Here is an 11,860-nt window from a genome sequence, read left to right on the forward strand (position 1 = left end):
GCCGTCATGTCCGAAGCGCGTCCGCCGCTGCCGCCCTTCACCCGGGAAACCGCAATCCAGAAGGTGCGTGCCGCCGAGAACGGCTGGAACGGCTGCGACCCCGAGAAGGTCGCGCTCGCCTACACGCCGGACAGCCGCTGGCGGAACCGGGCGGAGTTCTTTTCCGGTCGCCCCGCCATCGTCGCCTTTCTCCAGCGCAAGTGGGCGCGCGAACTGGATTATCGCCTGATCAAGGAAATCTGGGCTCACGGCGGCGATCGGATCGCGGTGCGGTTCGCTTACGAATTCCGCGATGCGTCCGGGCAATGGTTCCGCGCCTACGGCAACGAGAACTGGGCCTTCGACGCGAACGGCTTGATGCGCGACCGCCATGCCAGCATCAACGATCTCGCCATCCCCGAAACCGAGCGCAAGTTCCGGTGGGACCGCTCCGCGCCGCGTCCGGAGGATCACCCGGGCCTGACAGAGCTTGGTCTTTAGGGATCTCGGCATGGGACAGGGGGAGGGCGCCCGGGCGGCTGCGATCCCGGTCCTCGCCGAGGTGTTCCGGGAGCGCGGCTACGAGGGCGCCAGCCTTGCGCTTCTCGGGGCACGCACCGGTCTCGGTAAGGGGAGCCTCTATCACGCCTTCCCGGGGGGGAAGGCGGAGATGGCGGAGGCCGTGCTTGCGGCGATCGAGGCATGGTTCGAGACCCGGATCTACGCGCCGCTGCGCGAAGAGGCCGATCCGCGTGCGGCGATCACCCGGATGCTGTCGGAAACCGACACCTATTTTCGCTCCGGCGGCCGGGCCTGCCTCGTCGGGGCCTTCGCCCTGACGGGGGGACGGGATCGGTTCGGCGCGCGCATCGCTGGATACTTCGCGGCCTGGCGCGATGCCCTGGCCGCTGCGTTGCGGCGGAGCGGACACGGCCCGGAGGCGGCGGCCGACCTCGCCGAGGAGGCCATCGCGGCGATCCAAGGAGGGCTTGTCCTAGCGCGCGCCCTGGACGAGCCCGCGGCTTTCGGGCGGACCCTGGAGCGGATGCGGTTCCGCCTGATCCCGTCACCTTGAGGCCGGCGGCCATGCCGCCGGGCCGCCGGGCTGAGATGGGGGGCTCAGCTGCCAGGAGTCAGCTTCAGGATCTTGCCGTCCGCTCCCTCGGTGACGGCGTAGACCGCACCCTCGCTGCCGACCCGGACATCCCGAATGCGGGCCTGCAGGGGAATACGCTCTTCGGTCACGACCTTGTCGCCGTCGAGCTTCACCACGACGAGGCCCTCGCTGACGAGGCCACCGATGAGGAAGGCATCCTTCCAGTCCGGGAAGGCGTCACCGGTATAGAGGGCCATCCCCGAGGGCCCGATCACCGGATCCCAGTAATAGACCGGTTGCGCGGTCCCGCCTGCCTGGGTCCTGCCCTCGCCGATCTTCTCGCCGCTGTATTCCAGGCCGTAGGTGACCTCGGGCCAGCCGTAATTCACGCCCGGGCGAGGCCGGTTGAGCTCGTCGCCGCCCTTCGGGCCATGCTCGGCGGTCCAGAGCCGGCCCTGCGGGTCGAGGGCGGCCGCCTGGACGTTCCGATGTCCATAGGACCAGATCTCGGGCTTGGCCTTCTCGCCGCCCGAGAACGGGTTGTCCTTGGGCGCATTCCCGTCGGTGTCGATGCGGAACACCTTGCCGAGCCCGCTGGTGAGATCCTGCGCCTGGACACGGGTGGCCTTGTCGGAGCGCTCGCCCACCGTGACGAACAGCTTGCCGTCGGGCGCGAACACGAGGCGCGAGCCGAAATGCTTGTCGCCGTCATAGGTCGGCATCTGCCGGAAGATCACCTTGACCTCGTCGAGACGGGCGACGCCGTTCTCCTCGATCAGCTTGGCGCGAAGCACGCTGGTGCCGTTGCCCTTCTCGCGCGGCTCCGAATAGCTGAGATAGATCCGCCGGTCGGCCGGGAAGCTCGGGCTGAGGGCGACGTCCAGCAGACCGCCCTGACCCCGCGCGTCGACCTTCGGCACCCCCGGAATCGCCGGACCGGGCGTGCCGTCCTTGGCGACGATCCGCAGCTTGCCAGCCTTCTCGGTCACGAGCATCCGGCCGTCCGGCAGGAACTCCATCGCCCAGGGGCTGTCGAGGCCCTTGGCCACCACCTCGGTCTTCACCTTGGTGGCGACCTCGGGCTTCGGGGCCCGGGTCTGGTTCGGCAGGAGGGGTTTGTAAGGCGCGTTCGGTGCTTCCGTCTCCGCCGGGCTGTTGCCGGTCGCCGGGCTGGTGGGTGCCGCAAAGGCATCGCCGCCCACCCGGGGCTGCCTGGGTTCGGTCCCTGCCGGCTCCTGCCCATGGACGGCTGTGCCGAGGCTGAGGAGGGCTGCGGTGGCGAGCAGGCGATACGGGGTGCGCTTCACGTCGGATGTTCCTCCATGCCGGTCCCGGGACCGGCTTCGGATCGAGCCCCGTCGGCCGGCCGATCGGCCCGCCGGGGCAGGGACGAGAGGGACATGGGGCGACGGACACGCTTTGACGAGGGTTGGGACGGTGCGGATCGCTTGGGCGTGGGCTGGCGTGGGGGCCGTGGACAATCCCCGTTCCGGATGGAGGTCAGCCCTGCTTACCGTGCGGGATGCCTTGACCGTTCCCCACGCCATCGCCAAGTCTGGTCGACAGCGCACAGTCTCGCGGCGCGATGACGGCGAAGAGGTGGGTCCGCAGGCGCGGAACCGGAAAGGAAGTTTCCCCATGGCGACGGTGAAAGTGACCGACGCGAGCTTCGAGCAGGACGTTCTCCAGTCCGCGGAGCCGGTCGTAGTGGATTTCTGGGCCGAGTGGTGCGGCCCCTGCCGCCAGATCGGCCCGGCCCTTGAGGAGATCTCGGCGGATCTCCAGGGCAAGGTGAAGATCGCGAAGGTCAACGTCGACGAGAACCCGGGAATCGCCGCCCAGTACGGCATCCGCTCGATCCCGACACTGCTGATCTTCAAGGACGGCCAGCTCGCGAGCCAGAAGGTCGGCGCAGCACCGAAGGGCGATCTGTCCCGCTGGATCCAGGCCAGCGCCTGAGCCCTTGGCTCGCTTGGTCGCCGACCCGGCGGCCGCGGCGTGGTCCTGAAATGCAAAGAGCCCGGCGCGATGCCGGGCTTTTTCGTTTCGCGGGCGGGAATCCCGCATCCGCGCGAGCGCCTCACAGGGTGAAGCCCCAAACGAAGGAAGCCCGGCCTTGCGGCCGGGCTTCTCCGTCTCGAGACCCGAAGTGTCGGCTTAGTACGAGCCGAACTTGTAGTTCAGGCCGGCGCGGACGACGGCGAACTCGGTGTCGCGCACCTGGCGGCCGCTGCTGACGAGCACGACGCCCGGGCTGGTGACGCTGACTTCCTGGCCGGCGTTGTTGACGGCGAAGACACCGTTGTTGCGGTTGCCCTGGTCGAGGTTCACGTACAGACCTTCGATCTTCAGCGTCACGGCCGAAGAGCGGAAGAAGTTCAGGAACGAGTCGGTGGGAAGCGCGTACTCGATACCGCCGCCGGCAGCCCAGCCGGTCTGGAAGTCGTCACGGCTGCGGTTGGTCAGACCGAAGTCGCGACCGCCGCCCGAACCGTAGGCGAAGCCGCCGGTGCCGTACACGAGGGTGCGGTCGAAGGCGTAGCCGAGGCGACCGCGGACGGTGCCGAAGTAGTCGAGGCCCGAGACGNCACGGCCGAGGACTTGAAGAAGTTCAGGAACGAGTCGGTGGGAAGCGCGTACTCGATACCGCCGCCGGCAGCCCAGCCGGTCTGGAAGTCGTCACGGCTGCGGTTGGTCAGACCGAAGTCGCGACCGCCGCCCGAACCGTAGGCGAAGCCGCCGGTGCCGTAGAACAGGACACGGTCGAAGGCGTAGCCGAGGCGACCGCGGACGGTGCCGAAGTAGTCGAGGCCCGAGATGCCGGCCGGGTTGAAGACCTGCTGGGCGGCCAGCGGGCCGGTGGCCGAGAAGCGGTTCCGCTCACGACCGAAGTCGACGTACTGAGCGTCGGCCTCGACACCGATCACGACACCGGAGCCCGGGGTGAACTGGTAGTTGTAGCCGATCTGACCACCGCCGACGAAGCCGTCGTTGCTCTGGCCGTTCTGGAAGGCGACGACAGCGGTGGTGCCCGGCAGGACCAGGGTGCTGGCGCCGTTCACGCCGATGACGGTCGGCTGGTTGTTGCTGGAGGCATCGAAGCCGTAACCAGCGTTGAAACCGGCGTAGAAGCCGGTCCAGGTGAACACCGGCACCGGCACGAACACCGGGGGCGCCGCGCGACGCGGAAGGTCAGCGGCCGAAGCGGCCGCGGTGAGGGCCGTGAAGGCCGCGAAAGACGTAAGAAGCTTTTTCATTATTTGATCCCCAGCGATATGCCCGATCGAGGGAGAACCTACTGCAGTTTCCACAGCCAAGATGTAGCGCCAGGGTCACACAGCAGAGCTGACGTGGTCGTGAGCGAACCCCGGGAAAAGTTAAGGAAAATCAGGTGGGAGGCGTCCCGTTCGCGGTCAGCACAGCGCCCACCAAGTAAAGCGAACCGCAGATCAGGATGCGTGGCGGCTGCTCGAACGCGATATCGGCCAGGCTCTCCAGGGCGGCCTCGACACTCGGCGCGGACTGCGCGTTCAGGCCGACCTCCGCCGCGATGCTCGCCACCTCGTCGGCGGGTCTGGCCGCCATCTGGCCGGCGATCGGAACCGCCACGAGCACCCGCGCCAGACCGATGAAATTGCGCAGGAACCCCTCCGCGTCCTTGGTACCCAGCAACCCGACGATGAGAACCAGCGGCACGTCGGAGCGCTCGCCGAGATCCGCCATGGCGGCGGCGAGGATGCGCCCGCCGTCGATGTTGTGGCCGCCGTCGAGCCAGAGCTCGGCGCCCGGCGGCACGAGCTCGGACAGGCGTCCCCGGTTCAGCCGCTGCAGGCGTCCGGGCCACTCGACGGAGTTCAGGCCGGCCTCGATGGCGGCGGTGCCGATATCGCCGAAGCCGGCCGCGCGTAGGGCAGCGATCGCCGTGCCCGCATTGGTGAACTGGTGCCGGCCGTTCAGGCGCGGCTTCGGCAGGTCGAACAGGTCGAGATCGTCCTGGTAGACGAGGCGCCCGCGCTCGGCATGGACCGAGAAATCCTGGTTGCCGACCCGGATCGGCATGGCCCCGGCGGCCTCGGCGAGGCGGCAGAGCACGGAATCGGCCTCGGCGTAGTCCTGCGCGGCGATGATCGCCGGGCAGCCCTTCTTGAAGATCCCGGCCTTCTCCGTGGCCACGGCCTCAACGGTGTCGCCGAGGTACTCCGCATGGTCGCGCCCAATCGGCGTGACCACCGCGGCCGCGGGACTGTCGATCACGTTCGTCGCGTCCACCCGGCCGCCGAGGCCGACCTCCAGGAGCAGCACGTCCGCGGGCTGCTCGGAGAAGAGCAGCAGGGCGGCCGCCGTGGTGATCTCGAACACCGTGATCGGCTCGCCCTCGTTGGCGGCCTCGCAGCGCGCGAAGGCATCGGCGAGCTGGTCCTCGGGCACGAAGTGGCCGCCGCCGATCGCGCCGATGCGGATGCGCTCGTGGAAGCGCACGAGGTGGGGCGAGGTGTAGACGTGGGCCGCCAGCCCCGCCGCCTCGAGAATCGCCCGCATGAAGGCGATGGTCGAGCCCTTCCCGTTGGTGCCGGCGACGTGAATCACCGGCGGAAGCTTGCGCTCGGGATGTCCGAGCCGGGCAAGCAGGCGCTCGATCCGCCCGAGCGACAGGTCGATCGTGCGCGGGTGGAGGGCGAGGAAGCGCGCCATCAGCGCGTCGGAGGAATCCATGATCGAACGTCGTGTCGCGAAGGGAAGGGAGCGGGGTGTGGCGCCTCAGACGGGCTCAGGGACCGGCGTAGCCGTCCGGGCCGGCTGCGCTCCGGGCTCCTGGTTCATGAGGAGACCGCACAGGTTGGCGATCGTGTCCTTCAGGGCGTGCCGGTGCACGACCTGATCGACCATGCCGTGGTCGCGCAGGTATTCCGCACGCTGGAACCCATCGGGCAGCTTTTCGCGGATCGTCTGCTCGATGACGCGGGGGCCGGCAAAGCAGATCAGCGCACCGGGCTCCGCCAGATGGACGTCGCCCAGCATCGCGTAGGACGCGGTGACGCCGCCGGTGGTCGGATTGGTGAGCACCACGATGTAGGGCAGCTTGGCGGCATTAAGCCGGCGCACCGCCACGGTGGTGCGGGGCATCTGCATCAGCGACAGGATGCCCTCCTGCATGCGCGCGCCGCCCGAGGCGGAGAACAGGACGTAGGGGGTACGCTTGTCGAGGGCGGTCTCGGCGCCGCGCACGAAGGCCTCGCCCGCCGCCATGCCGAGCGACCCGGCCATGAAGGCGAAGTCCTGCACCGCCAGCGTCATCGGCAGGCCGGAGACCCGGCCGAAGCCGACCTTGAAGGCGTCGGTCATCCCGGTCTTGGCCCGAGCGTCCTTGAGGCGGTCGACGTAGCGCTTCTCGTCGCGGAACTTGAGCGGGTCCGCGGCGACCTCCGGCAGGGGCACGTCGATCCAGGTGCCCTCGTCGAACATCATCTTGAGGCGCGCCTGGGCGCTCATCTTGAGGTGGTGCTCGGAGCCCGGGATGACCCAATGGTTGCTCTCCACCTCCTTGTGGAAGACCATCTGGCCCGTGTCGGGACATTTGACCCAGAGGTTCTCCGGGGTCTCGCGCTTGAACAAGGTCTTGATCTTGGGGCGAACGACCTCCGAGATCCAGTTCATCGGTTCAACCATCATGCGACGGCGTCCTTGTGCGGGCTCGAAGCGAGCGAGCCGGAAGGTCTCTGTAAATTGCGTCAGGCGCGGGGCGAGGAGCGAACGCCCTCGGCCAGCTCGCGGACCAGGGCGCTGACGGCCTCGACCGTCCCGCCCTTCGACGCGCCCTCTTCGTCGAGGGTCGCCCGCATGGCATCGACCAGGGCCGAGCCGACCACCACCCCGTCGGCGCCGCGGGCGATCGCGGCGGCATCCGCGCCGGTGCGCACGCCGAAGCCCACGACGATGGGCAGGTCGGTGTGGCGCCGGATCCGGCCCACGGCTTCCGCGACCCGGTCGAAGTTCGGCTTCGCCGTACCGGTGATGCCGGTGATCGAGACGTAGTAGACGAAGCCCGCCGTGTTCGCGAGAACGGCCGGCAGGCGCTTCTCGTCGGTGGTCGGCGTGGCGAGCCGGATGAAGGCTAGGCCCTTCTCCAGCGTCGGAAGGCAGAGCTCGTCGTCTTCCTCCGGCGGAAGGTCGACGATGATCAGGCCGTCGATGCCGGCCGCCAGAGCATCGTCGAGGAAACGCGCGACGCCGTAGGCATGGATGGGATTGTAGTATCCCATCAGGATCACCGGCGTCTCGGTATTCCCCGCGCGGAAGCGCCGGACGAGGTCGAGGGTCCGCACCACACCCTGCCCGTGCTTGAGCGCGCGCAGGCCGGCCGCCTGGATCGCCGGGCCGTCGGCCATGGGATCGGTGAAGGGCAGGCCGAACTCGACGATGTCGGCCCCCGCGGCCGGGAGGGCCTGCAGGACCTTCAGGGAGGTCTCGGCATCCGGGTCGCCGGCCATGACGTAGGTCACCAGGGCCGCCCGCTTCTCGGCGCGGCAGCGCGCGAAGGCGGCGGCGATCCGCGCCTGACCGGGATTTGCCGAACTCGTAGCCGTCATGACACTCACGTCTCGCGTTCCTCGGAGCCGCCGGGGGCGCGGCCCGGGATCAAGCCGCCGCGCCTACACCATCGCGACCGGCCCGTGAAGCGTACGGCGCGCCGCGTCAATCCCGAAGGGGGCCGGCAACGAACCTTTAACAGCCTTTCGAAAGCCGGCCTTCAACCTCGGGCGGCATGGTCGGCCCCGGTGGGGTCCCAACCCGCCAGGGGCTGGCTGCATGACTCTGCCGGACATCGTCCTTGTCCTTCTCCCGTCCGGCCTGGCCTTCCTGGCGGGATGGCTTCTGCGCGCGCGCAGCCATCGGGCTAGAGTTGGCCCCCGGCCGGTCGCGCAAGAGGAAGGACGCACCGAGCATCTCGAGGACCGGATCTGGCGCCTCTCCGAGAACGAGGAGCGCTACCGCGCCCTGGTGCAGGCCACGACGGAGATCATCGTCCAACGGGATTCCCAGGGCCGGATCACCTTCGCCAACGCGGGCTTCGGCCGTCTCGTCGGGGCCGAGCCCCTGTCGCTCCTCGGCACGACCCGCCAGCCGGAGGTGCTGGAGACCGGCGAGAACGTGCGGCAGGCGGACGGCGTCCGCCGGATCGAGATGCGGCTCGCCCCGGCCACGGGGACGCCGCGCTGGTACACGTTCATCGAGATGGCGGTGCCGGGCAGCAATGGCGAGACCCAATGGCTGCGTGCCGGTGCCGACATCACCGAGCGGGTCGAATCCGCCCGCTCCCTGGACGAGGCCCTGACCCGGGCCGAAGCCGCCAACGTGGCGAAGTCGCGCTTCCTCGCCACCGTGAGCCACGAGTTCCGCACGCCGCTGAACGGGATTCTCGGCATGGCCGACCTCGTCCTCGAGACCGGGCTCGATCCGGAGCAGCGCACCTACGTCGAGGCCATCAGCACCTCGGGCAAGGCGTTGCTGACCCTGATCGACGGCATCCTCGATTTCTCACGGATCGAGGCGGGACGCCTCGACCTCGCCGCCGAGCCCTTCGATCCGGCCGAGATCGCCGAGGGCGTTGTGGAGCTGCTCGCGCCCCGCGCCCAGGACAAGGGCATCGAGATCGCCGTGGACGTCGCCGACGACGTCCCGCACCTCGTGATCGGCGACGCGGACCGGGTCCGGCAGATCCTCGTGAATCTCGCCGGCAACGCCATCAAGTTCACGGGGACCGGTGGCGTCGGGGTGGAACTGACCCACGGGGACGGCCATCTGCGCATCGCCATCTCGGACACGGGTCCGGGCATCCCGGAGGACCGCATCCCGCGCCTGTTCGAGGAGTTCGAGCAGGGCGACGACAGCGCGAGCCGACGGCACGAGGGAACCGGGCTCGGCCTCGCCATCACGCGTCGCCTCGTCACCCGGATGGGTGGCCATGTCGAGGCGACGTCGCGCCTCGGCACGGGCAGCACCTTCACCGTCGCCCTTCCGCTCGATGTCGCCGAGGCGGGACGGGAGCGCCCGCCCGGTTTCGCGGGACGCCGGGTCCTCATCGTGGCGAGCTCGCCGTTCCAGGCGCCCTACCTCGCGCGCCGGCTGACGCGGTCCGGGGCCTCAGCCTGGGTGGTGCCGGACCTCGAGGCGGGACTCGCCGCGCTGCCGGGGGCAGCCTTCGACGCCCTCCTGGCGGATCGGACTCTCGGGGACGCCGCCGTTCGAGCCCTCGCCGGGGAGGCGCGGCGGCACGGCGTGCGCTGCTGCCTGGTGCTGCTCTCCCCCTTCGATCGACGCGACTTCGGTGCGCCGGCCGCGTCCGGTTTCGACAGTTACCTCGTGAAGCCCGTGCGCGCCCGCTCGCTGTTCGATCGCCTGCTCGCGCCGGCCCCCCCGCGGGGCGAGCGGCCGGCGACGCCGAACGAGGCCGCGCACCGGGCCGCCCTTCAGCCAGGATCGGAGGTTCTGCTTGCCCCGATCTCCGGCGGACCGCGCGTGCTCCTGGCCGAGGACAACCCGATCAACGCCCTCCTGGCCACCAAGGCCCTGCAACGCCTCGGGGCGATCGTCGTCCTGGCGCGGGATGGGGAGGAGGCGCTCGCTCGCATCCGCGAAGCCTCCGACGCGGCGCCCTTCGATCTCGCCCTCCTGGACATCCGCATGCCCGGGCTCGACGGGCTCGAGACCGCCCGACGGATTCGCGCCGGCGAGAGCGGGCCGCGCGCTTCCGCACTCCGGCTCATCGCACTCACCGCCAATGCGGGCCGCGACGACGAGCGGGAGGCTCGAGCGGCCGGCTTCGATCATTTTCTCGCCAAGCCCCTGGATCTCCGGGCCCTGCCGGACTTGCTGGCTGGTCGTGCGGCAGCCGCGTGAACGTTGACACGCCGGTCCGCCCGCGCGAACACCGCGCCATGGCCGATGACCGCATATCCGACGCGCCGACGCGCACCCACGACCGCCGCGTCGCCTGGGGCGTGGTCGCCCTCACCGCCGCGACGGTGCTGATCGGGGCCGCCGTACCGGCGCCGTCGCACCCCAGGGCGAGGGTCGCGCCGAGCGAGGACACGGCCTGTGCCGAGTGGGGCGACGGCTGCCGCATCTGCCAGCGCGGCGAGGGGGGCATCCATTGCTCCCTGCCGGGGATCGCCTGCGTGGCGAAGGAACAGAGCTGCCTGCGCCGCGTCGGCGGCTGATCGACCGGCGGTCGGGAGGGATCCGTCCGTGAACGTCCCGGTCTTCCGCTTCGCCCCCAGCCCGAACGGCCGCCTGCATCTCGGACACGCCGCCTCCGCCCTCCTGAACGACGCCCTCGCGCGGGGCATCGGCGGCCGCCTGCTGCTGCGGATCGAGGACATCGATCCGGTCCGGTCGCGCCCGGAGCTGATCCAGGGCCTCCGTGAGGACCTCGCCTGGCTCGGCCTGCGGTTCGCGCCTCCCGAGCGCCGACAGTCGGAACATCTCGACGCGTACCGGTACCAGGTCTCCGCGCTGGCCGAGCGCGGTCTGGCCTATCCGTGCTTCTGCTCCCGCGGCGCGATCGCCGCGGTGGTGGAGGCCGACGCCGGCCGCGGCGCGCCGGTGCCCCGCGACCCCGACGGAGCGCCGCTCTATCCGGGCACCTGCCGGGCCCTGCCCGAGAGGGTCGCCGATCGGCGACGCGCCGCTGGCGAGCCGTATAACTGGCGGCTCGACACGGCCCGGGCCCTGGCCGCGTCACCCGGCCCGCACGTGGTGCGGACCTTCGCCGTCGTGGCGGGGGAGGGGAGGGGGGCTGTCCGCCAAATCGGCATCGAGCGGGACGAGGCCGCCGATCCGGCACGGTGGGGGGACCCCGTCATCGCCCGCCGGGACGTGCCGACGAGCTATCACCTCGCCGTCGTGATGGACGATGCCGTGCAGGGCATCACCCACGTGGTCCGAGGCGAAGACCTGCGCGCCAGCACCGACCTGCACGTCCTGCTGCAGGCCCTGATCGGGGCGCCGTCACCCCGCTACCATCACCACGCCCTGCTGCGGGACGCCTCGGGCGAGAAGCTCGCGAAATCCCGCGGCTCGCGTTCCCTCGCCGACCTGCGCGCGTCCGGCGAGAGCCCGGCGGGCATACGGGCCCGCCTCGGTTTCGCCTGAGCGGCGGCGATCAGCCCGAGAATGCAGATATGAGGGACGGGACCGTCGGGGCCGGGATCAGCGCATCGCGTCGCGCTGGGCCATGGCGGAGGCCGTGCGCGACTTCTGCATCGTGCCCTCGATCTGCTCGCGCTGGCGGGTGAACTCCGCGAGCATTCGCCCGTCGAGTTCGCGCCCGCGGGGGACGCGGATCTTCATCGGGTCGACGAAGTGCCCGTTGATGATGACCTCGTAGTGGAGGTGGGCACCCGTGGAGAGGCCGGTCGATCCGACATAGCCGATCACTTGGCCCTGGCGCACCTTGGCGCCGGCGGTGATGCCGCGGGCGAAGCGGGACATGTGATTGTAGGTCGTGACGTAGCCGTTGATGTGCTGCAATTCCACTCGGCGGCCATAGCCCGAATCCCAATCCGCCTTCAGCACCGTCGCATTGCCGGCGGCCACGATGGGCGTGCCGATCGGGTTCGCCCAGTCGACGCCGGTATGCAGCTTCGCGTAGCCGAGCACGGGGTGGCGCCGATAGCCGAAGCCCGAGCGCATGATGCCGTCGGCGATGGGCTTGCGGATGAGGAACTTCTTGAGCGACCGACCCTGCTCGTCGAGGTAGTCGATCGTCCCGTCGTCGGGGGACTG

General features: G+C 70.1%; 12 protein-coding genes and 1 pseudogene (1 of these 13 only partly in view). 6 read left to right on the forward strand and 7 right to left on the reverse strand.

The features are described 5' to 3' along the window. Positions 1-6 precede the first annotated feature (6 nt). The gene (locus tag ASF41_RS17735; protein ID WP_056496017.1) at positions 7-480 is read left to right on the forward strand and encodes a nuclear transport factor 2 family protein; all 474 of its coding nucleotides are present in this window, start codon (positions 7-9) and stop codon (positions 478-480) included. Between the two features lie 10 nt (positions 481-490). Continuing rightward, a complete protein-coding gene (locus ASF41_RS17740; protein ID WP_056495490.1) occupies positions 491-1,054 on the forward strand; it encodes a TetR/AcrR family transcriptional regulator in 564 nt (187 codons plus the stop codon). A gap of 44 nt (positions 1,055-1,098) precedes the next feature. On the opposite strand, the gene ASF41_RS17745 is transcribed toward ASF41_RS17740, so the two are convergent. Next, on the reverse strand, positions 1,099-2,382 hold the full coding sequence (locus tag ASF41_RS17745; RefSeq protein WP_056278423.1) for a PQQ-dependent sugar dehydrogenase: 1,284 nt from the start codon (positions 2,380-2,382) through the stop codon (positions 1,099-1,101). A 331-nt stretch (positions 2,383-2,713) separates the two neighbouring features. Between ASF41_RS17745 and trxA the strand changes: the two genes are divergently transcribed. Beyond that, positions 2,714-3,034: a thioredoxin gene (gene trxA, locus ASF41_RS17750; RefSeq protein ID WP_055956782.1), complete on the forward strand. Its 321-nt coding sequence runs from the start codon at positions 2,714-2,716 to the stop codon at positions 3,032-3,034. Between the two features lie 198 nt (positions 3,035-3,232). Here trxA and ASF41_RS17755 read toward each other — a convergent pair. The 5 genes and pseudogenes from ASF41_RS17755 to trpA all read right to left on the reverse strand — a co-directional run. Beyond that, on the reverse strand, positions 3,233-3,662 hold a 430-nt coding region (locus ASF41_RS17755; protein ID WP_407067300.1), incomplete at its 5' end, for an outer membrane protein. 1 nt (position 3,663) lies between these two features. After that, positions 3,664-4,332, reverse strand: a pseudogene (locus ASF41_RS17760) (outer membrane protein); the annotation flags it as partial. A 130-nt stretch (positions 4,333-4,462) separates the two neighbouring features. Continuing rightward, positions 4,463-5,788 (reverse strand): folylpolyglutamate synthase/dihydrofolate synthase family protein, encoded by a 1,326-nt coding sequence (locus ASF41_RS17765; protein WP_056355229.1) that lies wholly within the window; start codon positions 5,786-5,788, stop codon positions 4,463-4,465. 45 nt (positions 5,789-5,833) lie between these two features. After that, on the reverse strand, positions 5,834-6,742 hold the full coding sequence (accD, locus tag ASF41_RS17770) for an acetyl-CoA carboxylase, carboxyltransferase subunit beta (RefSeq protein ID WP_056278511.1): 909 nt from the start codon (positions 6,740-6,742) through the stop codon (positions 5,834-5,836). 62 nt (positions 6,743-6,804) lie between these two features. Next, complete coding sequence (gene trpA / locus ASF41_RS17775) at positions 6,805-7,662, reverse strand: tryptophan synthase subunit alpha (RefSeq protein ID WP_056355232.1); 858 nt, start codon at positions 7,660-7,662, stop codon at positions 6,805-6,807. A 220-nt stretch (positions 7,663-7,882) separates the two neighbouring features. Between trpA and ASF41_RS17780 the strand changes: the two genes are divergently transcribed. The 3 genes from ASF41_RS17780 to gluQRS are packed head-to-tail and all read left to right on the forward strand — an operon-like array spanning position 7,883 to position 11,227. After that, complete coding sequence (locus tag ASF41_RS17780) at positions 7,883-9,973, forward strand: ATP-binding protein (RefSeq protein WP_056495494.1); 2,091 nt, start codon at positions 7,883-7,885, stop codon at positions 9,971-9,973. 38 nt (positions 9,974-10,011) lie between these two features. Continuing rightward, a complete protein-coding gene (locus tag ASF41_RS17785; protein WP_056495497.1) occupies positions 10,012-10,293 on the forward strand; it encodes a hypothetical protein in 282 nt (93 codons plus the stop codon). Between the two features lie 28 nt (positions 10,294-10,321). Next, on the forward strand, positions 10,322-11,227 hold the full coding sequence (gluQRS, locus tag ASF41_RS17790) for a tRNA glutamyl-Q(34) synthetase GluQRS (RefSeq protein ID WP_056495500.1): 906 nt from the start codon (positions 10,322-10,324) through the stop codon (positions 11,225-11,227). 57 nt (positions 11,228-11,284) lie between these two features. Here the strand turns inward: gluQRS and ASF41_RS17795 are convergent, their stop codons facing one another. After that, positions 11,285-11,860, reverse strand: partial view of a M23 family metallopeptidase gene (locus ASF41_RS17795; RefSeq protein WP_056495503.1) — the 3' end only. 1,485 nt of this gene lie beyond the right edge of the window; the window shows 576 of its 2,061 coding nt (coding positions 1,486-2,061); the start codon falls outside the window, past its right edge; the stop codon is at positions 11,285-11,287.

This window comes from Methylobacterium sp. Leaf111 (assembly GCF_001423285.1).
In the GTDB taxonomy this organism is placed as follows: Bacteria; Pseudomonadota; Alphaproteobacteria; order Rhizobiales; family Beijerinckiaceae; genus Methylobacterium.